The organism is Streptomyces sp. NPDC021212 (assembly GCF_044332925.1).
Taxonomy (GTDB): Bacteria; Actinomycetota; Actinomycetes; order Streptomycetales; family Streptomycetaceae; genus Streptomyces.
In genome coordinates this window covers 129,340-151,603 of record NZ_JBIRPZ010000005.1, presented here as the reverse complement: position 1 = coordinate 151,603, position 22,264 = coordinate 129,340, and the positions used below count along the sequence as shown (strand labels likewise).

The 22,264-nt window shown below is 72.9% G+C and carries 20 protein-coding genes and 2 pseudogenes; 14 read left to right on the top strand and 8 right to left on the bottom strand.

Translation table 11 applies throughout. The features are described 5' to 3' along the window. The 3 genes from ACH4SI_RS15330 to ACH4SI_RS15320 form a co-directional block, all read left to right on the top strand. On the top strand, window positions 1–790 hold a 790-nt coding region (locus ACH4SI_RS15330; RefSeq protein ID WP_398296186.1), incomplete at its 5' end, for a hypothetical protein. 149 nt (window positions 791–939) lie between these two features. Then, window positions 940–1,098, top strand: a complete 159-nt coding sequence (locus ACH4SI_RS15325; protein ID WP_398296185.1) for a hypothetical protein — start codon at window positions 940–942, stop codon at window positions 1,096–1,098. 310 nt (window positions 1,099–1,408) lie between these two features. Further along, entirely contained in the window at window positions 1,409–2,839 is a 1,431-nt protein-coding gene (locus ACH4SI_RS15320) for a PP2C family protein-serine/threonine phosphatase (RefSeq protein WP_398296184.1), read from the top strand. Between the two features lie 33 nt (window positions 2,840–2,872). On the opposite strand, the gene ACH4SI_RS15315 is transcribed toward ACH4SI_RS15320, so the two are convergent. Further along, window positions 2,873–3,697, bottom strand: coding sequence for a CDP-alcohol phosphatidyltransferase family protein (locus tag ACH4SI_RS15315; protein ID WP_398296183.1), 825 nt, complete (start codon window positions 3,695–3,697; stop codon window positions 2,873–2,875). A gap of 159 nt (window positions 3,698–3,856) precedes the next feature. On the opposite strand from ACH4SI_RS15315, the gene ACH4SI_RS15310 reads away from it, so the two are divergent. The 5 genes and pseudogenes from ACH4SI_RS15310 to ACH4SI_RS15290 all read left to right on the top strand — a co-directional run. Next, window positions 3,857–4,837 (top strand): zinc-binding alcohol dehydrogenase, encoded by a 981-nt coding sequence (locus ACH4SI_RS15310; RefSeq protein WP_398296182.1) that lies wholly within the window; start codon window positions 3,857–3,859, stop codon window positions 4,835–4,837. Window positions 4,838–4,953: 116 nt separating this feature from the next. Beyond that, entirely contained in the window at window positions 4,954–5,352 is a 399-nt protein-coding gene (locus ACH4SI_RS15305; RefSeq protein WP_398296181.1) for a 6-pyruvoyl trahydropterin synthase family protein, read from the top strand. An 86-nt stretch (window positions 5,353–5,438) separates the two neighbouring features. Then, on the top strand, window positions 5,439–6,509 hold the full coding sequence (locus tag ACH4SI_RS15300; RefSeq protein ID WP_398296550.1) for a glycosyltransferase family 4 protein: 1,071 nt from the start codon (window positions 5,439–5,441) through the stop codon (window positions 6,507–6,509). Beyond that, window positions 6,506–7,375 carry a methyltransferase domain-containing protein gene (locus ACH4SI_RS15295; RefSeq protein WP_398296180.1) on the top strand — a complete coding sequence of 290 codons (870 nt, stop codon included), beginning with the start codon at window positions 6,506–6,508 and terminating at the stop codon, window positions 7,373–7,375. The genes ACH4SI_RS15300 and ACH4SI_RS15295 overlap by 4 nt, the downstream gene beginning before the upstream one ends. Continuing rightward, window positions 7,372–8,316: pseudogene (locus tag ACH4SI_RS15290) on the top strand (lysylphosphatidylglycerol synthase transmembrane domain-containing protein); the annotation flags it as partial. The gene ACH4SI_RS15295 and the pseudogene ACH4SI_RS15290, both read left to right, overlap by 4 nt. 150 nt (window positions 8,317–8,466) lie before the next feature. Here the strand turns inward: ACH4SI_RS15290 and ACH4SI_RS15285 are convergent. Continuing rightward, window positions 8,467–9,123: pseudogene (locus tag ACH4SI_RS15285) on the bottom strand (RibD family protein); the annotation flags it as partial. Continuing rightward, complete coding sequence (locus ACH4SI_RS15280; protein WP_398296179.1) at window positions 9,120–9,896, bottom strand: creatininase family protein; 777 nt, start codon at window positions 9,894–9,896, stop codon at window positions 9,120–9,122. The pseudogene ACH4SI_RS15285 and the gene ACH4SI_RS15280, both read right to left, overlap by 4 nt. Before the next feature lie 121 nt (window positions 9,897–10,017). On the opposite strand from ACH4SI_RS15280, the gene ribA reads away from it, so the two are divergent. From ribA to ACH4SI_RS15260, 4 genes are all read left to right on the top strand, one after another. Further along, window positions 10,018–10,695, top strand: coding sequence for a GTP cyclohydrolase II (gene ribA, locus ACH4SI_RS15275; protein WP_398296178.1), 678 nt, complete (start codon window positions 10,018–10,020; stop codon window positions 10,693–10,695). A 116-nt stretch (window positions 10,696–10,811) separates the two neighbouring features. Beyond that, on the top strand, window positions 10,812–11,348 hold the full coding sequence (locus ACH4SI_RS15270; protein ID WP_398296177.1) for a (2Fe-2S)-binding protein: 537 nt from the start codon (window positions 10,812–10,814) through the stop codon (window positions 11,346–11,348). Further along, window positions 11,345–12,346 carry an FAD binding domain-containing protein gene (locus tag ACH4SI_RS15265; RefSeq protein WP_398296176.1) on the top strand — a complete coding sequence of 334 codons (1,002 nt, stop codon included), beginning with the start codon at window positions 11,345–11,347 and terminating at the stop codon, window positions 12,344–12,346. The genes ACH4SI_RS15270 and ACH4SI_RS15265 overlap by 4 nt, the downstream gene beginning before the upstream one ends. Then, window positions 12,343–14,481 (top strand): xanthine dehydrogenase family protein molybdopterin-binding subunit, encoded by a 2,139-nt coding sequence (locus ACH4SI_RS15260; RefSeq protein ID WP_398296175.1) that lies wholly within the window; start codon window positions 12,343–12,345, stop codon window positions 14,479–14,481. Before ACH4SI_RS15265 ends, ACH4SI_RS15260 begins: the two co-directional genes overlap by 4 nt. On the opposite strand, the gene ACH4SI_RS15255 is transcribed toward ACH4SI_RS15260, so the two are convergent. After that, window positions 14,453–15,310, bottom strand: a complete 858-nt coding sequence (locus tag ACH4SI_RS15255) for an NmrA family transcriptional regulator (RefSeq protein WP_398296174.1) — start codon at window positions 15,308–15,310, stop codon at window positions 14,453–14,455. The genes ACH4SI_RS15260 and ACH4SI_RS15255 overlap by 29 nt on opposite strands. A 91-nt stretch (window positions 15,311–15,401) precedes the next feature. Between ACH4SI_RS15255 and ACH4SI_RS15250 the strand changes: the two genes are divergently transcribed. Further along, window positions 15,402–16,352: an AraC family transcriptional regulator gene (locus tag ACH4SI_RS15250; protein ID WP_398296173.1), complete on the top strand. Its 951-nt coding sequence runs from the start codon at window positions 15,402–15,404 to the stop codon at window positions 16,350–16,352. Here the strand turns inward: ACH4SI_RS15250 and ACH4SI_RS15245 are convergent. Next, window positions 16,303–17,502, bottom strand: coding sequence for a glycosyltransferase (locus tag ACH4SI_RS15245; protein ID WP_398296172.1), 1,200 nt, complete (start codon window positions 17,500–17,502; stop codon window positions 16,303–16,305). The genes ACH4SI_RS15250 and ACH4SI_RS15245 overlap by 50 nt on opposite strands. 313 nt (window positions 17,503–17,815) lie before the next feature. Between ACH4SI_RS15245 and ACH4SI_RS15240 the strand changes: the two genes are divergently transcribed. Continuing rightward, a complete protein-coding gene (locus ACH4SI_RS15240) occupies window positions 17,816–19,696 on the top strand; it encodes a glycosyltransferase family 2 protein (protein WP_398296171.1) in 1,881 nt (626 codons plus the stop codon). A gap of 34 nt (window positions 19,697–19,730) precedes the next feature. On the opposite strand, the gene ACH4SI_RS15235 is transcribed toward ACH4SI_RS15240, so the two are convergent. The 3 genes from ACH4SI_RS15235 to ACH4SI_RS15225 are packed head-to-tail and all read right to left on the bottom strand — an operon-like array spanning window position 19,731 to window position 22,246. Continuing rightward, window positions 19,731–20,777, bottom strand: coding sequence for a glycoside hydrolase family 6 protein (locus ACH4SI_RS15235; RefSeq protein WP_398296170.1), 1,047 nt, complete (start codon window positions 20,775–20,777; stop codon window positions 19,731–19,733). A 31-nt stretch (window positions 20,778–20,808) separates the two neighbouring features. Then, entirely contained in the window at window positions 20,809–21,510 is a 702-nt protein-coding gene (locus ACH4SI_RS15230; RefSeq protein ID WP_398296169.1) for a cytochrome b/b6 domain-containing protein, read from the bottom strand. Next, window positions 21,494–22,246 (bottom strand): molybdopterin-dependent oxidoreductase, encoded by a 753-nt coding sequence (locus ACH4SI_RS15225; RefSeq protein WP_398296168.1) that lies wholly within the window; start codon window positions 22,244–22,246, stop codon window positions 21,494–21,496. The genes ACH4SI_RS15230 and ACH4SI_RS15225 overlap by 17 nt, the downstream gene beginning before the upstream one ends. Between the last annotated feature and the right edge of the window lie 18 nt (window positions 22,247–22,264).

The window sequence follows — 22,264 nt, the reverse complement described above, 5'->3', positions numbered from 1 at the left end:
CGGCACCCTCGGCACCGCCACCACCAACCCCTCCGGCCTGGCATCGGCAACCGTCACCTTCCCCAACCCCGGAGCCACCACAGCCACCGCCACCGTCGCCGCCACCCCCGCCGGCACCGCCTGCAACTGCACCGGAACAGCCTCCCTCCCCCTCCCCATCGTCGTACTGCCTCCGGGAGTCTGCACGGTCCTGCTCCTGCCTCCGGCCGGCGTGGTCAGGGCAGGCCAGCCCACCACCCTCCAAGCCCTCGTGCTGTGCAACGGCGTCCCGGTCAGCGGCGCCACCGTCACCTTCTCCAGCCCCAGCGGCACCCTCGGCACCGCCACCACCAACCCCTCCGGCCTGGCATCGGCAACCGTCACCTTCCCCAACCCCGGAGCCACCACAGCCACCGCCACCGTCACCGCCACCCCCGCCGGCACCGCCTGCAACTGCACCGGAACAGCCTCCCTCCCCCTCCCCATCGTCGTACTGCCCGGGACGACGACGCCGCCGGGAGGGCTGCAGGCTCTCCCCGCCTGCTGGCGGATCAGCCTGGCCACCCCGGCCCTCTTCCCGACCACGCTGACGGCCACGGTGACACCGGCGGCCGCGGGCATCCCGGTGCAGTTCCTGGTGGGCGGTGTGCCCGTGGGGACGGCGACGACCGACGCGACGGGCACCGCTACCCTCCCGGTGAACCTCACCCTCCTGCAGATCGTCAACACCACCTACCAGGCGACAGCCGTCGTCGGCGGCGCCACTGTCACCGCGACGGGCACCCTGCGGCCGTGCATCCCGCCGGTGTGACCGTGCCCCTCAAGTGAGCGTGCGCGAAAAAGGGCTGTCCCCCGCAGTGCAAGTACGGGGGACAGCCCGGCATTCGGGCCCCAGCGTAATGCCCCTGCGGAAGGTGGCTCGACTGACAGAAGGAACACCCACGGGGAAGGAGCCCGGACATGGCCTGCAACTGCGGTGGAGGAACTCCTCAGACCGTCGTCATCTACCAACTGACTCTGCCGGACGGCACCGTCCGCCAGTACGTCACCTATCAGGAAGCCGAAGCGGCGAACCAGCGCGCAGGCGGTATCGGCACCATCAGCGTCGCCGTCCAATGACGCAGCGCCCGGGCAAGGCCACCGGGGCGTGCCGCGAGGAGCGGCGAGCCTGCCGTCCGACATGAGGCGTCCGTGCTGGTCGCGGTCCTCGACGAGTGACCGTGACCAGCACCGTGGGTGAGTCTTCCTGAAGCCCATGCGTCACCTCACTCCCCGCGATACCACCCCTTTGAGTGACCATCTCGGAGCGATTCAGGCGATAAGGTCTTGTCGGACGATCCGGGCCCTTTGTGGATGGCGCGTCGGTCGCCTTTCTCCTCGTCGTCACATGGGCGCCACCGCTGCCCGACACCACGTCAAGGGGGCCTAGTTGCAGGCACCACACAGCCTTCCGAACCGCATCGTCCCCGACCGGCACGATACGGCCGACGCGCACGTGGCAGGCGAGGCGGCCAGGCTGGCCTTCCTGCGAAGGGCGATCAGCGACATCGGCACCACGTTGAACCTCGGCCACGCGGCCCGCCTCCTGGCCGCCTCGGCCGTCCCGGGGTTCGCCGACTTCGCTTCGGTCCATCTCCACGATCACGTGACCGCGTCGGAAGACGGCTCCATCGCACGAAATCCGCACGCCGCCTCGGTGATGCACCGTGTGGCCGCGGTCCACCATGGCGACCCAAGGCACGGGGAGGAGCTTCAGGCGGGGCAGACCTTCGCCTACCCGTCCGGCACGGCCATGGCCCGGTTTCTCGCACTCATCGAACCTGTCCTCATCACCCGGGTCGACGGGGACGTGCTGCGGAAGTTACCGGCGGAGCTCGACAGCCCCTCCGCGCGGTTGGTACTCACCGACTCTTCGGTCATGCTGGTACCGCTGTCCGTGCGGGACTCGGTCCTCGGTTTCCTGGTCTTCGGACGCAAGCCCGGGCGCCCCGCGTTCGTCCCGGCGGACCTGGCCGCCTGCCTGGAGATGGCCGAGCGGGCGGCCCTGTCCCTGCACAACGCCCGCCTCTACCACCACCAGGCCACCACCTCGTCCGTGTTGCGGCGCAGTCTCCTGCCCATGTTGCCGCCCCATCTGCCCGGGGTGGAAATCGCCTACCGGTACCACCCGTACAGCCGCACCACGCAGGTGGGCGGCGACTGGCTGGACGCCATCCGGCTGCCCGGCCACCGGGTCGGTCTGGTCATCGGTGATGTGGCGGGCCATGGTCTGCACGCGGCCGTGGCGATGGGCCAGCTGCGCACCGCCGTCAAAACCCTCGCCACCTTGGACCTTCCCCCCGCGCAGTTGCTGCTCCGCCTCGATCAGTTCGCCCAGGGGCTCGACCAGACCATCCTGGCCACCTGTCTGTACGGCGTCTACGACCCGCTCGCCCGCCGGGCCACCTTCGCCAGCGCAGGGCACCTTCCCCCCATCCTGGTGAGCCCGGACGGCGAGGACGAACTGCTGGAGGTGCCCGTCAGCGCGCCGATCGGTGTGGGAAGCACCGCCCTCGACACAATCGAGCTGTCCATCGACCCCGGCAGCCTTCTCCTCATGTGCACCGACGGCCTGGTAGAGACCCGCGAGGAGGACATCGAGGACGGACTGTCCGCCGTGCGCCGCAGCCTCACCGTCCCCCACCTTTCGCTGGAGGAAGCGTGCGACGCCCTCCTGCGGCGACAGCATCCCGGCGGCCACCACGACGACGCCACGGTGCTCATGGCCCGCCTCCACGGCATTCCCCACGACAGAATCACCACGTGGCTTCGCCCGCAGCGGCCCGAGCAGGTGCGCGTCGTCGGCTGGTCGCAGGAGTGAGGGCGCGCCGAATCGGGAGCACCGGGAGGGCGCTCACGCGCTGCGCGCCGGGAGCGCGCCGTCGTCGGCGGTGACCACGCGGGGCACCGGGCGGGCGAGGTGTGCGACGCGGGCGACGGGGCGCTCGGGGGCCGTCCGTGCGTCGGCCCGGGCGGTGCTCCACAGCCATCCGATGTCCCGGGCGAAGGACCAGACCAGCGAGGTCAGGGCCAGCAGGACGACCGCGAGGTTCGCGGGGGCCGGGAGGAGGCCGGTGGCGGCCACGAGGAGGGCGACGCCCTGGAGCGCGGCCACCGTCTTGCGGGCCATGCTGTGCGGGAGGGGCGCGCTCAGCCAGGGCAGGAAGCGGGCGGCGGCGACGAAGGCGTAGCGCATGGCGCCGATCAGCAGCACCCAGGGGCCCAGCGCGGTGGCGACGTAGACGCTGAGCACCAGGATGAGGACGGCGTCGACCTCCATGTCGAACCGTGCGCCCAGGGCTGAGGAGGTTCCGGTGCGGCGGGCCACCTGGCCGTCGACCGCGTCGAGGATCAGGGCCACCGCGGTGAGCGCGGTCAGGACCGCGACCCGGGGCGGGTGTGTGAAGGAGTCGGCGACCAGTGCGGTCACGCCCCCGACGAGGGTGGCCCGGGCCAGGGTGACGCGGTTGGCGGGTCCGAAGGAGGACAGCCAGGAGCGGGAGACGGCGCGGGTGAGCACGGCCCAGGTGACGGCCGCGAAGACGAGGCCGGTGAGCCAGCCCGCGGGCCCCAGGTCGAGCGAGGCGCCCAGGAGCGTCAGCAGGAGGAGCTGTACGCCCGCCCCCGCGGCCGTCTCCTGCCGCAACAGCCTCGCGTTGTGTGTGTGGTTCAGCGCCACCGGGCACCCCTCCGGCTGTGTGACAGTGTCGATTGGTGCCGCGTAGCGTGTGCGCGGCTTGATGATGTCCCGTACGTGGCGCGTCCCCCGTTTGTTCAGCGCCATGTGCGGCCCGTTGTTCAGCGCGGAGTTTCCGCCCGACCTTTCAGGAGGACGCCGATGGAGCGCGTCGCCCGTGCTTTCTGGCTCAACTCCCCCGGTCACGGCGGGATACGGGATGTAGAGCTGCCCGAGCCCGCCGAGGGCGAGGTGGTGGTGCGCACGCTGTGCTCCGGTGTGAGCCGCGGCACGGAGGCGCTGGTGTTCCGGGGCGGGGTGCCGGAGAGCCAGTACGGCGCGATGCGGGCGCCGTTCCAGGAGGGCGACTTTCCCGGGCCGGTGAAGTACGGCTACCTCAATGTGGGGGTGGTCGAGGAGGGGCCGCGGGAGCTGGTGGGCCGTACGGTCTTCTGCCTGTTCCCGCATCAGACGCGGTACGTGGTTCCGGCGAGCGCGGTGACGCCCGTGCCGGACGGGGTGCCCGCCGAGCGGGCGGTGCTGGCCGGGACGGTGGAGACCGCGGTGAACGCCCTGTGGGACGCGGCGCCGCTGCTCGGCGACCGGATCGCGGTGGTCGGGGCGGGGATGGTCGGGGCGTCGGTCGCGGCGCTGCTGGCCCGCTATCCGGCCGTGCGGGTCCAGCTGGTGGACGCCGACCCGGCGCGCGCCGCGGTCGCCAAGGCGCTCGGCGTCGACTTCGCGCTGCCGGAGGACGCCGAGGGCGACCGTGATCTGGTGGTGCACGCCAGCGCGAGCGAGGCCGGTCTCGCCCGCTCCCTGGAGCTGCTCGCCCCGGAGGGCACGGTCATCGAGCTGAGCTGGTACGGCGACCGCCGGATCAGCGTGCCGCTCGGCGAGGCGTTCCACTCCCGCCGGCTGACCGTGCGCAGCAGTCAGGTGGGGACGGTGTCCCCGGCGCGGGGCGGCCGCCGCGGCTATGCGGACCGGCTGGCGCTCGCGCTGGAACTGCTCGCCGACCCCGCGCTGGACGCGCTGGTCACCGGGGAATGCGCGTTCGATGAGCTGCCGGGGGTGATGTCCCGGATCGCCGCGGGTGACCTGCCGGGGCTGTGCCACCGGGTGCGGTACGAAGGCCGGTGACGCGGTGCGGAACGCGGCGCGAAAACCCGACTGAACAAGGCTGAGCTGGGGCTGAACACGGGGAAGGCATCGGCCGTACTAGAAGCCGAGATGTGCCAGCCGGACCGGGAGGGCCGTTGTTCAGCATCACCGTCCGCGATCACCTGATGGTCGCCCACAGCTTCAGCGGAGAGGTCTTCGGACCCGCGCAGCGTCTGCACGGCGCCACGTTCCTGGTGGACGCCACCTTCCGGCGCGCCGCGCTGGACGACGACAACATCGTCGTCGACATCGGCCTGGCCACCCAGGAGCTGGGCGCGGTGGTCGGCGACCTCAACTACCGGAATCTCGATGACGAGCCCGCCTTCAAGGGGATCAACACCTCCACCGAGTTCCTGGCCAAGGTCATCGCCGACCGGCTCGCGGAGCGGGTGCACGCCGGGGCGCTCGGCGAGGGCGCGCGCGGCCTGTCCGGGCTCCAGGTGACCCTGCACGAGTCGCATGTCGCCTGGGCGAGTTATGAGCGTGACCTGTGACCGCGCACGTGGAGAGCAGTCCGGGGAGCCTGATCGGCCTGGGCGGCGGTGCCGTCCCGCCGCCGGCGCGCGAGGTGCACGTCGTGATGCCCGGTGGGGTGGACGACCCGGCCACGCCGAGCGGCGGCAATACGTACGACAGGCGGGTCTGCCGGGAGCTGCCCGGCATCGGCTGGGACGTCCACGAGCACAGGATCGCGGGCAGCTGGCCGCAGCCGGGTGCGGCGGCGCGTGCGGAACTGGCCCGGCTGCTGGCGGAGCTGGCGGACGGCAGCATCGTCCTGCTCGACGGGCTGGTGGCCTGCGCCGTCCCCTACCTCGTCGTTCCCGAGGCGGAACGGCTGCGGCCCGCGGTGCTGGTGCATCTGCCGCTGGGTGAGGAGACGGGGCTGGCCCCCGGCCGGGCGGCCGACCTGGACGCGCTGGAGCGCAAGACGCTGAACGCGATGCCCGCGGTCGTGGCCACCAGCGGCTGGGCGGCCCGCCGGCTGGTGGCGCACCACGGGCTCGCGCCGGGCCGGGTCCATGTGGCCGCGCCCGGCGCCGATGTGGCGCCGCAGGCGTCCGGCACGGACGAGGGCACGCGGCTGCTGTGCGTCGCCTCGGTGACCCCGCGCAAGGGCCAGCACCGGCTGGTGGAGGCGCTGGCGGAGGTCACCGATGTGCCATGGACGCTGGAGTGCGTCGGCGCTCTCGGCCAGGACCCCGCCTACGTGGACCGGCTCCGCGACCTGATCGAGGCGTCCGGGCTCGGCGACCGGGTGCGGCTCACCGGCCCGCGCGGCGGCGCGGAGCTGGAGGCGAGCTTCGCCGGTGCCGATCTGCTGGTGCTCGCCAGTTACGCCGAGACGTACGGCATGGTGGTGACCGAGGCGCTGGCGCACGGTGTTCCGGTGCTGGCCACCGCCGTGGGCGGGATTCCGGAGGCGCTCGGGTACGCGCCGGAGGGCAGTGTGCCGGGCCTGCTGGTACCGCCGGACGACCCGGCCGCGCTCAGGGCGGCGCTGCGCCGCTGGCTGGGCGACCCCGATGTACGCCGCCGGCTGATCACGGCCGCCCGCGGCCGGCGCACCGCGCTGGACGGCTGGCAGACGACCGCCACGGATCTGGCCGGTGCGCTGGAACGACTTCGCCGCGAACCCCGGAGGGCCGCGTGACCACCACCGATACACCTCAGTACGCGCCCGAGTGGCTGGAGTTGCGCGAGGGCGCGGACGCCGCCGCCCGCGCGCCCGAACTGCTGGAGCCGCTGCGTGCCCGGCCGGCCGGGGCCACCGGGATGGTCATCCATGACCTCGGCTGCGGCACCGGTTCGCTGGGCCGGTGGCTGGCGCCCCGGCTGGACGGCCCGCAGGAGTGGGTTCTGCACGACCACGACCCCGCTCTGCTGGAGCTGGCCGCCGAGCGGGCGCCCCGTACGGCCGCCGACGGCAGTCCGGTCACGGTGCGCACGCGCCGCGGGGACCTGGGCTCGCTGACCGCGGCCGATCTGGCCGGTGCGTCGCTGGTGACGGCCTCCGCGCTGCTGGACGTGCTCACCGCTAAGGAGATGGAAGGGCTCGCCGCGGCCTGCGCCGGGGCGGGTTGTCCGGTGCTGCTGGCGCTGTCGGTGGCGGGCCGGGTCGAGCTGACCCCGGAGGATCCGCTGGACGCGGAGATCGCGGAGGCGTTCAACGCCCATCAGCGCCGCTCCGGTCTGCTGGGGCCGGACGCCGTCGCGGTGGCCTCCGAGGCGTTCGCCCGGCACGGCGCGACGGTACGGACGCACGCCAGCCCCTGGCGCTTGAGCGCCGCGGAGTCCGCGCTGGCGGCGGAGTGGCTGCGGGGCTGGGTGGGCGCGGCCGTGGAGCACCGGCCGGAACTGGAACCACGCGCCGAGACGTATCTGCGGCGCCGGCTGGCGGAGTGCGCGGCGGGTGAGCTGCGGGTGGTGGTGCACCACGACGACCTGCTCGCCCTGCCGCGCCCTGCGCACCCCGGGCCGGCACCGGTGAGCCCCGGACCGACGGGTGAGGTGTCATGAGCGCGACGCTCCGGGCCCGGCTCGGCACACTCGCCGGAGCGGCCATCATCGCGGTGCTGCTGTGGCAGATGGGCACCGGCGCCTTCCTGGAGGGCCTGCGGCGCATCGACGGCCTCACGCTGCTGGCCGCCCTCGGACTTGGCCTGCTGACCACCGTTTTCAGCGCCTGGCGCTGGTGCGTGGTGGCGCGGGCGCTGCGCATCCGGCTGCCCCTGGTCCAGGCCGTCGCCGACTACTACCGCTCCCAGTTCCTCAACGCGGCGCTGCCCGGCGGCGTCCTCGGCGATGTGCACCGCGCCGTACGGCACGGGCGGACCGAGGGCGATGTCGCCCGGGGCGTGCGCGCCGTCGTGTTGGAGCGGACCGCGGGTCAGGTGGTGCTGGTGATGGTCGGCGTGGCGCTGCTGTTCGCCCGGCCCTCGCTCGCCCTGTCCGAGGCCGGGCGGGTGGTCCACGCCGTGGCCACGACGCCCGGCGCCGTGCCCGCGCTGCTCGCGGTGTGCGGGCTCGGGGCCGTGGCCGTCGTACGGCTGCGCCGCAGGCCCGGCACCTCGCGGGGGCGCCGGGCGCTGCGCGCCGCGCTCACCGAGGCGCGGCGGGGGCTGCTGGCCCGCGCGAGCTGGCCGGGGGTCGTGATCTCGTCCGCGGTGGTGCTGGCGGGCTATCTCGGGATGTTCCTGCTGGCCGCGCGGGCGGCGGGATCAACCGCCCCGGCGGCCCGGCTGGTGCCCATCATGGTGCTGGCCCTGCTCGCCATGGCGCTGCCGCTGAACGTCGGCGGCTGGGGTCCCCGCGAGGGCGTCACCGCGTGGGCCTTCGGCTCCGCGGGCCTGGGCGCCACGCAGGGGCTGACGGTCGCCGTCGTGTACGGGGTGCTCACCTTCGCCGCGAGCCTGCCCGGTCTGTGTGTGCTGGTCGGGCAGTGGGTCATCCGGCTGCGGCGTCCCCAGGTCCAGCTCGAAGAGGGTGTCCTCGCCGAGGTGGGTGCGGCGGGTCCGGGGCCGCAGGGCGTCGCGCATGACGGGGGTGCCGTCGAAGCGCAGCCCGGGGATGCCGTCGCCGAGCAGAACCGGTGCCACGGTGACGTACAGCCGGTGCAGCGCGCCGTCGTGCAGAAAGCGCGACACCGTGACGCCGCCGCCCTCGACCAGCACCCGGCCGAGCCCGCGCGCCGCAAGCGCCTCCACCAGGCGCTGCGGCGTGAACGCGGCACGGTCCGGCAGGGTCAGTACGTCAACGCCGTCCGGCGCCGGCCTCCCGTCCCTGGCGTCCGCCCCCACCACCCACAGGGTCGGCGCTGAGCCGTCGGTGAAGACCCGGCGATGCGGAGGTACCCGGCCGTGCGGATCGAGGACGACGCGCACCGGATGCGGTCCGGAGCAGGCGCGCACGGTGAGCTGGGGGTCGTCCGCGATGGCGGTCCCGGCCCCGATCACCACGGCGTCGGTAAGGGCGCGCAGCCGGTGCAGATGGCACCGGTCCTCCTCGCCGGTGACGTAGTCGGCATCGCCGGTGCGGGTCGCGATGAAACCGTCGAGGCTCTGGCCGAGCTGGGCGATCGTCAGCCGCGGCCCGGCCAGGCAGAGCGGCAGATAGCGGTCGGCCAGCTCGTCGGCGCCGGGGGTGGCGTCCGGCCGCCAGCGCACCGCGCCGCCCGAGCCGCGCACCAGCCCGGCGGCCCGGGCCTCGGCCACGGACCGTATGGAACGCAGGCGCTCCCACGCCCGCGCCGTGTCCAGGGTGGTCATCGCGTCTCCGTTTCCTGTCGCTCGCCGACGGCGGACCCGCCGACCACGGAAAGGTACTCGGCGAAGGATTCGGTGAGTGCGGCGAGAAGTTCTTTTCCCTTACCGGCGGATGCCAGGGAAGGGCGGCCGATGACACCGGACTCGGTGTACTCGGCCATACCGAGGGTCAGCAGATGCTTCCGGTCGTCGGCGAGACAATCGGAGGTTTCATAACCGGGACGGACGAGTTCGGGATGGGCATGCAACAGGATGGAGGTCTCCACTTCTCCGGCGTGCATATCGCTGTACGACGGGGTCAGGACACCGGCCCTGGTGCGGGCCGTGTCCCAGTCGGCCGAGCCCGGGAAAAGCGCCATGCGAGTACCGGTGCCGGCGGATTCCTGAACAATGTTGCGCAGGACGTAATTTCCGCCGTGCCCGTTCACCAGAATCAGCGAACGGATACCGGAGCGGCGCAACGATCCGGCGATGTCTCGCACCACGGAGTACAGGGTCGCGGCGGATATGGAGACGGTGCCCGGCCAGTCCGCGTGCTCGTGCGAGCAGGACACCGTGACGGGCGGGAGGAGCTGGACCGGATACGCCGCGGCGATCTCCCGGGCGATGGTGCAGGCGATGACCGTGTCCGTCACCAGCGGGAGATACGCGCCGTGTTGCTCGAAGCTGCCGATGGGCAGGACGGCGACGCCGGCCCCCAGGGCCCGCACCTCCTCGGTGGTCGTCGGCGGCAGGAGCCCCGAGGCCCACTGCTCCGGCGTTTCCGAATCACTCATGTTCCACGGGCCTTTCGTTCTTCGTGCTGCGTGCTTCCTGCTTTGGACGTGCGGCCCGTCACCCGGCCGACTTTGCAATTTTCCCCTACGCCACCCGGCGTTTACCAGATAGGGTTGCAACATGACAGCAAGTGATAGCGTGTTGGTCGACAGCGCTCGGCGGTCGGATGTCGAGCGAGTGGTGAATCTCCGGCTGTCCACCGTGCACGGCGACTTTCTCGCCTTCGGGTACCAGGACCACAATCGCGGAGACGAACAGATCGCGCTGGTATACGGCGACGTCAAGGGCGAGGACGCACTGACGCGTGTGCATTCCGAGTGCCTGACCGGAGATGCCTTCGGTTCCCGGCACTGCGAATGCGGCGACCAACTGTCCGCGGCGCTGCGCGCCATCGTGAGCGAGGGGCGGGGCATTCTCGTCTACCTCCGCGGCCACGAGGGCCGGGGCATCGGCCTGCTGGCCAAGCTCCAGGCGATGCAGCTGCAGGCGGAGGGTCTCGACACGGTCGAGGCCAACCTCGCGCTCGGCCTCCCCGACGACGCCCGCGACTACCAGGTGGCGGCGGAGATGCTGCACGACCTCGAGGTGCGCTCCATACGGCTGCTCTCCAACAACCCGCGCAAGCGCGAGGCGCTGCTGCGCCACGGCATCAAGATCAGCGAGCAGGTTCCGCTGCTGATCGAGCCGTGCGAGGAGAACCTGCCCTACCTGCTGACCAAGCGGGAGCGGATGGACCACTACCTGCCGCATCTGGACGGCGTGCTGACGTCCGTCGACGGCGGCGCAGGGCGGTCCTGAACAGCGCGCGGAGCCGGTGGCGCCGATGGCGCGGCGGGCCCGCCGCGCCATCGGCGCCCCAGGTGCACTGAGGCAAGAACAGGCGATCAGCGCACATATGTCCGATGATGTGAAGCATGGACGTGGAGATCACGCTCCGGGTGGACGGTGCGGATCACCGGCTCACCGTCGACACCCGTACGACACTGCTGGACGCCCTCCGCGAGCGGCTGGGGAACACCAGCCCCAAGAAGGGCTGTGACCATGGCCAGTGCGGCGCCTGCACCATCCTGCTCGACGGCCGCCGCGCCCTCTCCTGTCTGGCGCTGGCGGTGGCGCACCAGGGCGCCGACGTCGTCACGGCCGCCGGTCTCGTGAACGGCGCCGGGGGTGACGGTCTGCATCCGCTCCAGCGCTCGTTCATCGCCCATGACGCGTTCCAGTGCGGCTACTGCACCCCGGGCCAGATCTGCTCGGCGGTGGGCATGCTGCGCGAGGCGGCGGAGGGCTGGCCGAGCGCCGTGGCCAAGGATCCGAACGCCGCCGACGTGGTGCTGGACGACGAGGAGATCGCCGAGCGCATGAGCGGAAACCTGTGCCGCTGCGCCGCGTACGCCAACATCGTCCCGGCCATCGCCGATGTGGCACACCGGGACGAGGGGGCGCGCCGATGAAGCCCTTCCGCTACGAGCACGCCGACACCGTCGCGGCGGCCGTGACCGCGCTCGCCGAGGAGCCGGAGGCGGCGTATCTGGCCGGTGGCACCAATCTGGTGGACCTGATGCGGCTGGAGGTGGCGACTCCCGAGGTGCTGGTCGACGTGACGAGGCTGACCTCGGACCGGATCGAGGAGCTGCCGGACGGGTCCCTGCGCATCGGCGCCGCCGTCCCGAACAGCGATCTGGCCGCCGACCGGCGGGTCCGGCGGCGTTATCCGGTGCTCTCGCAGGCCCTGCTGTCGGGCGCCTCGGGCCAGTTGCGCAACCTCGCCACCACCGGCGGGAACCTGTTGCAGCGCACCCGCTGCGCGTACTTCCAGAACGTGACCACCCCGTGCAACAAGCGCGAGCCGGGGTCGGGGTGTTCGGCGCTGGAGGGCCATCAGCGCGACATGGCGATCCTCGGCGCCTCGCCCTCCTGTGTGGCCACCCACCCCTCCGATATGGCGGTCGCGCTGGCGGCGCTCGACGCCGTGGTCTGCGTACAAGGCCCCCAGGGTCCGGACGGCGAGCTGCGCGTCCCGCTGACCGAGCTGCACCGGCTGCCCGGCGACACCCCGGAGCGGGACACGGTGCTGCGGCGCGGGGAGCTGATCACGGCCGTGGAGCTGCCGCCGCCCGACTTCACCGCCACCTCCCGCTACCGCAAGGTGCGCGACCGTACCTCGTACGCCTTCGCGCTGGTGTCGGTCGCCGCCGCGCTGGACGTCGCGGACGGCGGGACCGTACGCGACGTACGCATCGCGCTCGGCGGCGTGGCGCACAAGCCGTGGCGGGCGTGGAAGGCCGAGGAGTCGCTGCGCGGCGCTCCCGCGACGTGGGACAGCTTCCGGGATGCCGCCGCGGCCGAGCTGAGCCAGGCGGAGCCGCTGCCGGGCAACGCCTTCAAGGTGGCGCTCGCCCGCAACACCCTCGTCGCCACGCTGCTCGATCTGCTGGAGGTGGCGCGGTGAACGAGGTCCGCGAGGTCAGGCAGCGGCCGCGGGCGGTCGGCGCGCCGCTGCGCCGGATCGACGGCGCGCTGAAGGTCACCGGTACCGCCACCTACGCGTACGAGTGGCCCGTCGAGCACCCCGCCTACCTCCATCCGCTGCAGGCCACCATCGCCGCCGGGCGGATCACCGGGGTGGACACGGCCGCCGCGGAGGCCGAGCCGGGGGTGCTGGCCGTGCTCACCCATCTCACCGCGCCGCGGCTGACCGTGACGGATCCGGAGCTGGCGGTGCTGCAGTCCGACGAGGTGGCCTGGCGGGGGCAGTTCACCGGTGCGGTGGTCGCGGAGACCCCGGAGACGGCCCGGTACGCGGCGGGCCTGGTGCGGTTCACCTACGAGCGGCGCCCGCCCGACGTGGCGCTGCGCGAGGACCGGGACGACCTCTACAAGCCGGTGGACGCGGCCCAGTTCGGCCGGGGCGGCGGCGAACTCCAGGACGGCTCCCCCGCCGACAGCCGTCTGGGCGACGCCGATACGGCACTGGCCGCCGCGCACACCGTGCTGGACGCCACGTACACCACGCCGATGTACCACAACAACCCGATGGAGCCGCACACCGCCGTGGTCACCTGGTCCGACGGCCGGCTGCTGGTGTACTGCTCCACGCAGGGCGCCACGATGAGCCGCGGTCTGATCGCCGCCACCCTGGGGCTCGAACGGGGCCGGGTGCGGGTGGTCTCCCCGCACGTCGGCGGCGGCTTCGGCTCGAAGGTGTATCCGCACGCGTACGCGGTGCTCGCCGCGATGGCGTCGCGGACCGTACGAAGGCCGGTCAAGTTCACGCTGACCCGCCAGCAGATGTTCGCGCTGGTGGGCTTCCGTCCGGCGTCGATCCAGCGGATTCGGCTCGGCTCGGATGCCGACGGCCGGCTGACCGCCGTCACCCATGACGTGGTCGAGCAGACCGCCCGGGCCAAGGGGTACGCCGACCAGACCGCCGTGTGCACCCGGCTGATGTACGCCGCCCCGCACCGGCGCACCACCCACCGGCTGGCCCCGCTGGACATCCCGGTGCCGACGATCATGCGGGCGCCGGGCGAGGCGCAGGGCATGTTCGCGCTGGAGTCGGCCATGGACGAGATGGCCATCGCGTGCGGCATGGACCCGGTGGAGTTCCGCATCCGCAACGAGCCGGACGTCCACCCCGAGTCCGGGCTGCCGTTCTCCAGCCGCCATCTGGTGGCCTGTCTGCGCGAGGGCGCCCGCCGCGCCGGATGGGAGCGGCGCGATCCGACGCCCCGGGCGCGCCGCGTGGGGCGGTGGCTGGTCGGGACCGGGGTGGCCGCCTCCACGTACCCCTCGCCGCGCCTCCCGGGGAACGCGGCGACGGTCCGGATCGGACGGGACGGCCACTGCACGGTGCTGATCGCCGCCGCCGACCTGGGCACCGGCACCTGGACGGCGCTCACCCAGATCGCCGCGGACGCGCTCGGCGTGCCGGTCGAGCGGGTGGAGCTGCGCATCGGGGACACCACCCTGCCGAACGCCTCCCCGGCCGGCTTCTCCTCCGGCATCAACAGCTGGGGTTCGTCGATCGCGGAGGCCGCGAGCCGGTTGCGGAGGCTCCTGGTGACCGAGCACGGCGACGTGGTTCCGCCGGACGGTCTGGAGGTCACCGCCGAGATGCCCGCCAACCCCGACGCCGAGCGGTATGCGATGCACAGCTTCGGGGCACAGTTCGCCGAGGTCCGGGTGGACGCGGACACCGGGGAGATCCGGGTGCCGCGGCTGCTGGGGATGTTCGACGTGGGCCGGGTCATCAACCCCAGGACCGCCCGCTCGCAGCTGCTGGGCGGCATGACGCAGGGCATGTCGATGGCGCTGTACGAACACAGCGTGCTGGACCCGCGGTTCGGGCATGTGGTCAACCAGGACTTCGCCCAGTACCACATCGCCGCCAACGCCGATGTGCACGCGGTCGAGGCGCACTGGGTGGACGAGACGGACCCGCACACCAATGTGATGGGCGCCAAGGGGCTCGGCGAGGTGTGCATCGTCGGTACGGCCGCGGCCATCGCCAACGCCGTGCACCATGCGACGGGTGTGCGGGTGCGCGATCTGCCGATCACCCTCGACAAGCTGCTACCCGCTTAAGCCAGGTGCCGTCCGCGGCCGCCTCGCGCGCGAAGTCGGCGATGTCGCGCGGCTCGCGGCCGAGGGCGCGGCGCACGCCGTCCGTCACCCGCGCGTTACGGCCGTCCAGGAGCGTGCCGAACAGCTCGGTCAGGAAGGCCACCAGATCGTCCGGGAGCCCGTGGCAGCCCAGCATCGCCCCGTACTCCTCCGCCGGGACCGGCACGTAGCGCACCTCGCGGCCACTCGCCCGGGCGATCTCCCCGGCCGCCTCGGCGAAGGTCAGCAGCCGCGGTCCGGTGAGGTCGTGGATCCGCCCCGCGTGCCCGTCGCCGGTCAGGGCCGCGACCGCGACCTCCGCGATGTCGTCGGCGTCGATGAAGGGCTCCTTGACGTCCCCGGCGGGGAAGACGATCTCGCCTCCGAGCGCTCCGTCCCGCAGGATGCCCTCGCTGAAGTTCTGGAAGAACCAGCTCGCCCGGATGACCGTCCACTCGGCGCCGTCCACCGCCACGGCCCGCTCGGCGGGCAGGGTCGCGTCCACGCCGCGCGCGGAGAGCAGCACCAGCCGCCGGGTGCCGCCCCGGACGGCCTGTTCGGCGAAGGCCCGGAGGGTGGCGGCGGCGCCGGGGTCGGCGATGTCGGGGTAGTACGCGAGGTACGCCGCGACGGTGCCGCGCAGCGCGGGCTCCCATGTGGCGCGGCCCTCCCAGTCGAAGGGCGGCTCGCCGCCGCGGGAGCCGATCCGTACCGGATATCCGGCGGCGGTCAGCCGCTCGGCGATCCGGCGGCCGGTCTTGCCGGTGCCGCCGAGCACCAGGACGGTCTTTTGTGTCGTGTTGTCTGTCATACGGACAGCCAACTCGCCCGCGGTGAGACGGGCCATGGCCGAAAGGCTCGTCCGCATACGTGTGCGTCTACGCTGTCCCCGGGGGTGGGACATGGACGCGCTGGCGAACCTGCTGGACGGGCCGCGGGCCCGGGAGGCTTTTCTGCTGCGGGCCGTGATGGAGCCGCCGTGGTCGGTACGCATCGAGGACCGGGCGCCGCTGTGTGTGATGACGATGGCGCGCGGCGAGGCGTGGGTGGTGCCCGACGCCGGTGAGCCGCGGCGGCTGGGCCCGGGTGACGTGGCGGTCGTACGCGGCCCGGATCCGTACACGGTGGCGGACTCCCCGGACACCCCGCCGCAGGCGTGGATCCTGCCGGGCGAGGAGTGCCGGACGGCGGACGGCCGGGATCTGGCCGAGGCGATGACGCTGGGCGTGCGCACGTGGGGCAACCACGCGGACGGCTCGGCCACGATGCTCATCGGCACCTATCCGCTGGACGGGGAGGTCAGCGGGCGGCTGCTGGACGCCCTGCCGCCACTGCTGGTGCTGACCGGGGAGGTGTGGGACTGCCCGCTGATGCCCTGGCTCGGCGAGGAGATCGTCAGGGACGAACCGGGGCAGTCGGCGGTGCTGGACCGGCTGCTGGACCTGCTGCTGATCGCCGTGCTGCGGGCCTGGTTCGCCCGCCCGGAGGCGCAAGCCCCGGCCTGGTACCGGGCACTGGGCGATCCTGTGGTGGGCCGTGCGCTGCGGCTGCTGCAGAACAACCCGGAGCATCCGTGGACGGTGGCGGGGCTGGCCGCGAAGGCGGGCGTCTCACGGGCGGCGCTGGCCCGGCGGTTCACCGCGTTGGTGGGCGAGCCGCCGATGGCGTATCTGACCGGCTGGCGGCTGGCACTCGCGGCCGATCTGCTGCGCGAGCCGGACGCGACGCCGGCGGCGGTGGCCCGGCGGGTGGGATACGGCAGCGCCTTCGCGCTGTCCGCGGCGTTCAAGCGCGAACGGGGCGTCAGCCCGCGGGAGCACCGCGCTCGCCGCGCCGCGCCGCCCGCAGGCTGACCGGCGCGACGCGCAGACAGCCGTCGGGGCCGCAGGTGGTGGTGCGGTCGTAGAGGTCCATGAGGCGGCGGACACCGCGGGCGATGTCGTACCGCTCGACCGCGTCCGGCACCGGGTACCGCAGCGGGCCCGCGGCCACCTGGTGGCGCAGCGCGTCGGCGAGGGCGGCCGCGCCGGGGGCGAGGCGGCGGGCGGCGGGGGCGGCGTCGGAGGGGAGTTCGTCGAGGGCCGGGCAGCGGGAGTACAGCACCGGCAGCCCGGCCGCGAGGGCTTCCAGCGCCGCGAGCCCGAACGCCTCCTCGGCGGACGGCGAGACCAGGACGTCCATCGCGGCCAGCAGCCCCGGCAGCCCGGCGGGCCGGTCGTCGGACGGGGCCACGGCCCCGTCCCGCTCCCCCAGCAGCCGGATCCGGTCGGCCGCGCCGAGCCGGGCGGCCAGGTCCTCCAGGGCGGGGCGCTCGGGCCCCTCGCCGACCAGCAGCAGCCGGGCCCCGGGTACGTGGGCGACGGCACGCACCGCGATGTCGAACCGCTTGGCCGCCACCAGCCGGCCGACCGCGCCGACGACGAAGGCCCGTTCGGGGATGGCCAGGCGGGCGCGGGCGGCGGCGCGGGCAGCGGGGGTGAAGCGGAAGTGGCGCGCGTCGATGCCGTTGGGCACGAGGTGGATGCGGTGGTTGGGCACGCCCCAGTCGCGCAGCCGGTCGGCGACGGTGGCCGAGACGGCGACGGTCGCCGAGCCCAGCCGCTCGGCTGCGAGATAGCGCGCGCGGACGGCGGGGCTCAGGGGGCGGCCGTCGACGCTGTGCTCGCCCAGGGCGTGTTCGGTGGCGATCACGGCCCGTACGCCCGCCAGCCGGGCGGCGATCCGGCCGTAGACGCAGGCCCGGTAGAGGTGGGTGTGCACCAGGTCGTAGCCGCCGGCGCGGATGGTGCGCACCAGGTCGGGCAGCGCCCGCAGCTCGCCCGCGCGGCCGTCCGGGGGCAGATGGGTGACCGGGATGCCGTCGTCGCGGATGCCGTGGGCGGTTCTGCCCGGTGCGGCGAGGGCGACCACGTCGCAGCGCACCGGCACATGGCGCAGCAGCAGCCGCAGCTGCTGCTCGGCGCCGCCGGCGCCGAGGCGGGAGATGATGTGCAGAACTCTCATCGGGCGACCCCGCCCCATCTTCCGTCGTGCAGCCGTGGATTCCGTGCGGCCGTGGCTTCGTTGATGCGCGTTTTTCACGCGAGCTCCGACCCTGCCAGAGCGCGGGATGTAAATCACGTAAGACGCGCACTGATGGGCCGTCAGAGTGGCTCTTTCACGGCTTTCCGCCAAGGGGCGCGCCGAAAATCCGATGTACGCAATACCGCCACATCCGATTGTTACCTTCTCATCTTGCGCGATGACATGACGAATGTGGTCCGTCCGGGTCATCGCGGCGCGATATCCGGTTCCAGAACAGCCCGCGGGAGTGCCCATGTCTGCGCAAATCCCCGTCAGAGATTCGAGCAACGCACGAGATCCGCGTGGCGGAGTCGCCGCCGCCGCGCGCACCGCCGGGCACGCCGCCACACCCCCGCACGCGCGCCCCGCCCCGGATGCCGCGCACTCCCGCCCGGCCACGGTGTACGAGTACAAGCGGTACAGCGAGCTGGCGGGCCCGCTGACGAAGCCGCCCGCCGGCCGCCCGTACCGGGTGCGCAGCCGCAGTCTGCTGGCGCAGGAGCCGCACCGGATCCGGGCGGCGCTGCTGCTGTGCGGGGCGCCGGTGTGCTCGGCCCTGCTGCTGCTCTGGCTACTGCGCCCTGACCACTGGGTATCGCGCCCGTATGTGACGGCGTGGGAGTCGGCGGCGGATGTCGTGATGCTGGTCTCGATCGCGCTGATCGAGACGTTCCGGCTGGTCACGGTGGTCTCCAACGCGCATGCGACGCTGATGGCCCGGGATCCGGTGCCGGTGACCGCCGAACCCGGCACCCGGGTGGCGTTCCTGACGAGTTTCGTGCCCGGCAAGGAGCCGATCGCGATGGTCCGGGCCACGCTGGAGGGCGCGGTGCGCATCCGGCACCAGGGGACGATGGACGTCTGGCTGCTGGACGAGGGGGACGACCCGGAGGTCAAGGAGCTGTGCGCGCGGCTCGGCGTACGGCACTTCTCCCGCAAGGGCGTCGAGAAGTGGAACCAGCCGAATGGCGCTTTCCGGGCGAAGACGAAGCACGGGAATTACAACGCCTGGCTGGACGCGCACGGCGACGGTTATGAATTCATGGCATGCGTGGACACCGACCACGTACCGCTGCCCAACTTCCTGGAGCGGATGCTCGGTTACTTCCGGGACCCGGATGTCTCCTTCGTGGTGGGTCCGCAGGTGTACGGAAACTACGACACGGCCGTCACCAAGGCCGCCGAGAGCCAGCAGTTCCTCTTCCACGCGCTGATCCAGCGGGCCGGGAACGCCTACGGGAGCCCGATGTTCGTGGGCACCAACAACGCGGTGCGGATCAGCGCGCTGCGCTCCATCGGCGGGCTGTACGACTCGATCACCGAGGACATGGCCACCGGCTTCGAGCTGCACCGCCACCGCAACCCGGCCACCGGCAGGAAGTGGCGCTCGGTCTACACCCCGGACGTGCTCGCGGTCGGCGAGGGCCCCAGCTCCTGGACGGACTTCTTCACCCAGCAGATGCGGTGGAGCCGGGGCACCTACGAGACGGTCCTCAAGCAGTTCTGGAAGGCCCCGTTCACGCTGTCGCCGGGGAAGCTGCTGAACTACACGCTGCTGATCACGTACTACCCGATGACCGCGGTCAACTGGGTGCTCTCGGCGCTGTCCTGCACGCTGTTCCTGACGCTGGGGGCCGCCGGGATCGACATCCCGGCCGAGTTGTGGATGATGCTCTACAGCGACGCCGCCATGCTGCAGATCGGGCTCTACATCTGGAACCGGCGCCACAACGTCTCCCCGCACGAGCCCGAGGGGTCGGGCGGACTCGCCGGGATGCTGCTCTCCGCCCTGTCCGCGCCGATCTACGTCAAGTCGCTGTTCGACGCGGCGCTGCGGCGCAAGAGCCGGTTCGTGGTCACGCCCAAGGGCGACTCGTCCAGCCCGGACCGGCTCTCCACGTTCCGTATCCATCTGCTGTGGGGCGGACTCTTCGGCACCTCACTCGTGGCCTCGTTCTTCCTCGGGCACGCGCATGCGGCGATGCGGACGTGGGCCACTCTCGCGGTCGCGCTGTGCCTGGCGCCGGTGGTCATCTGGTACGGCGGGGTGCTGCGGGGCCGGCGCCGCCGGGTGGCGGCGCCGGCCGTACCGACCGCGCGCGGGGACAGCCCGGACGCGGTGTGCGCCCTGTGAGGCGGGGCGCGCCGTGATACCGGGACGGAGCGCCTCAGCGGTGACCCGGGCCGGCGTGACGGTGGCCCGGGCCGCCGGCGTTCCGGGCCAGGCCGAGCGCGTACTCGGGCCACCAGTGGCCCGCCGGGGGCCCGCCGTTGCAGGTCCCGTCGGATTCGCCGGGCCGTTTGATCCACAGATACGCGTCCACCAGCCGGTCCCCCGTGTGGGTGGACGGCGCATGGCCCAGCGCCCGACCCGGCGGGTTGCACCAGGTGTGCCGGGCCGCGCCCCGACGGCGCAGCGGGCCGTTGCCGTTGCGGCTGGTGTCGATGACGAAGTGTGCCCCGCCGACCGCGCGGGACAGCCGGTGGCCGTACCGCTTGGTGCGGCCGGTGCGCTGGAAGTTGGCGACGTTCAGGGAGAAGCCGTCCGCCTGCTCGATGCCGCTCTTGAGCAGCGGCACCATCAGCCGGGCGGGGTTCCTGATCCAGCCCGCGTTCCCGGCGTCCAGATACACCCGTACCCGGGGCAGGGCGGCGAACGCGGCGACCGCGTCACGCAGCAGCGTCAGCCGGGAGCGGACCATGCGGCGGGGCACACAGCGGTCGACGACCTGCGCCACCGCGTCGGGCTCCAGCACGACGATCGCCTTCCGGTCGCCGATGCCGAGGGCGATCTGCTCGATCCACCTCCGGTAGGCCGCGCCGTTCGCCGCTCCGCCCGCCGAGTGGCCGCCGCAGTCCCGGTACGGGATGTTGTAGGCGACGAGCACCGGGGTGGTGCCGGTACGGGCCGCGGATTCGGTGATGAAACGCACCCGTTCACGAGGGGGCTGGGGGCCGAGCCATTCGGCGACCGGCTGCTCCGCGATCCGCCGGATCAGCACGGCGTCGTTGTTCTTTCCTCCGTTCTTTCCCTCTTCCTCCCGCGCACGGACGTGCCGGGCGGCCGGGCCGTCCGGGTTCACCCAGAGCCCGTCCCGCCGCGGCGGGGAGTCGAACATCTGACACCCGCACAGCGGCATCATCGCCACGACACCACATGCGGCGACCGTCACCAAGCGCCGCATCACCGACTTTTTTGGATCTTTTTCGCGCATGCGACGCATCATGGCATCGCGTGCCGCCGGTTCAGCGGACGCCGCGTTTGTAGTGTCCCTGGTCGTGGGCGGTGTCGCCGCCGTCGCCGCCGCCGTCCTCCGTGCGCCACAGCGGATGCTCGCGGGCCGCCCACTGCCGGTCGACCCGCCCGGTGCGCATCCCGCGCCGCGCCTCCGGATCGGCGAGCGCCTTCCCGATGTGCCCGATCACCACGATGCCGACGGCCAGCGCCAGCCAGTCGTGGACGAACGTGGCGCTGGTGCGCCACATCAGCGGGGCCAGCCCGGTGAACCACATCAGCGATCCCGTGGCCGCCATCACCAGCACCGCGCCCGCGGTCCAGGCGGCGTACACCTTCTGGCCCGCGTTGAACTTGCCCGCCGGGCGCTCGCCGGGGCTGTGGTCGCGACGCAGCGCGGCCCGCAGCCAGCGGCGGTCGTGCGGTCCGAAGCGGTTGAGGCGGCCCAGGTCGGCGCGGAAGGCACGGGAGGCGAGACCGAGGAGGGCCGGGACGGGCGCCAGGATGCCGGTCCACTCGTGGACGGTGACCACGAGCGCGCGGCGGCCCACGAGTTGGGCCAGGGCGGGCACGTACAGACAGGCCGCGCTGACCACGCACGCACCCAGGAGCGCGGCCGTCGTGCGGTGGATCCAGCGCTCGGCGGGCGTGAAGCGGCGCACCCGGCGCGCGGTGGCGGCCGGGGCCGCGGCGGTCTCAGGCAGTGGGGTCATCGTCGCGTCCGTTCGACTTGCCGACCCAGGCGTCCACGTCGTAGCCGCGGTCCTCCCAGTAGCCGGGGCGCACCTCATCGGTGACGGTGATGCCGGAGAGCCACTTCGCCGACTTGTAGAAGTACATGGGCGCGACGTAGAGCCGGACCGGGCCGCCGTGTGCGTGGCCCAGCGGCTCGTCCTTCATCCGCAGCGCCACCAGGACGTCCGGGCGGCGCGCCTGGTCGAGGGTGAGGCTCTCGGAGTACGCCCCGTCGAAGCAGGTGAACCGGACCGCCTTGGCGCGCGGGCTCACCCCGGCGGCGTCCAGCAGCGTCGACAGCCGCACCCCTTCGAACGGCGTCCTCGGCACCCGCCATCCGGTGACGCACTGGACGTCCCGGACGAGCCGGGCCTGCGGAAGCGCGCGCAGGTCGGCGAGCCGGTAGTCGGCGGGCTTGTCGACGAGCCCGCCGACGGTGAGGCGATAGCTCGTGGCGTCCTTGCGCGGGACGGAGGACGTCACGGAGTAGTACCGGAACCCGCCGCCGTTGGGCAGCAGCCCGGTCACCCCGGTGGGGTCCTTGTCGGACAAGGCGCCGAGCGTGTTCTCCAGCCCGCGCTGCGCCCAGGGAGCGGCGGCCATACCGGCGGCGCCGAGGCCGAGCATGCCGAGCAGGATGCGGCGGCCGACGGGTGCGCCGCGGCCGTCGCCACGGTCGTCGTCGTGCTCGCCGTCGCCGGGGGTTGCGTCCATGTGCTGATGAGACCACCG

Bases quoted from the DNA above. Each gene is read 5' to 3' on its own strand.
- ACH4SI_RS15250 (WP_398296173.1), top strand. From the start codon at position 15,402: ATGGACGCGCTGGCGAACCTGCTGGACGGGCCGCGGGCCCGGGAGGCT.
- ACH4SI_RS15300 (WP_398296550.1), top strand. From the start codon at position 5,439: ATGCCCGGTGGGGTGGACGACCCGGCCACGCCGAGCGGCGGCAATACG.
- ribA (WP_398296178.1), top strand. From the start codon at position 10,018: ATGACAGCAAGTGATAGCGTGTTGGTCGACAGCGCTCGGCGGTCGGAT.
- ACH4SI_RS15270 (WP_398296177.1), top strand. From the start codon at position 10,812: ATGGACGTGGAGATCACGCTCCGGGTGGACGGTGCGGATCACCGGCTC.
- ACH4SI_RS15245 (WP_398296172.1), bottom strand. From the start codon at position 17,502: ATGAGAGTTCTGCACATCATCTCCCGCCTCGGCGCCGGCGGCGCCGAG.
- ACH4SI_RS15310 (WP_398296182.1), top strand. From the start codon at position 3,857: ATGGAGCGCGTCGCCCGTGCTTTCTGGCTCAACTCCCCCGGTCACGGC.
- ACH4SI_RS15280 (WP_398296179.1), bottom strand. From the start codon at position 9,896: ATGAGTGATTCGGAAACGCCGGAGCAGTGGGCCTCGGGGCTCCTGCCG.
- ACH4SI_RS15230 (WP_398296169.1), bottom strand. From the start codon at position 21,510: ATGACCCCACTGCCTGAGACCGCCGCGGCCCCGGCCGCCACCGCGCGC.
- ACH4SI_RS15240 (WP_398296171.1), top strand. From the start codon at position 17,816: ATGTCTGCGCAAATCCCCGTCAGAGATTCGAGCAACGCACGAGATCCG.
- ACH4SI_RS15265 (WP_398296176.1), top strand. From the start codon at position 11,345: ATGAAGCCCTTCCGCTACGAGCACGCCGACACCGTCGCGGCGGCCGTG.
- ACH4SI_RS15255 (WP_398296174.1), bottom strand. From the start codon at position 15,310: ATGACAGACAACACGACACAAAAGACCGTCCTGGTGCTCGGCGGCACC.
- ACH4SI_RS15225 (WP_398296168.1), bottom strand. From the start codon at position 22,246: ATGGACGCAACCCCCGGCGACGGCGAGCACGACGACGACCGTGGCGAC.
- ACH4SI_RS15325 (WP_398296185.1), top strand. From the start codon at position 940: ATGGCCTGCAACTGCGGTGGAGGAACTCCTCAGACCGTCGTCATCTAC.
- ACH4SI_RS15235 (WP_398296170.1), bottom strand. From the start codon at position 20,777: ATGCGCGAAAAAGATCCAAAAAAGTCGGTGATGCGGCGCTTGGTGACG.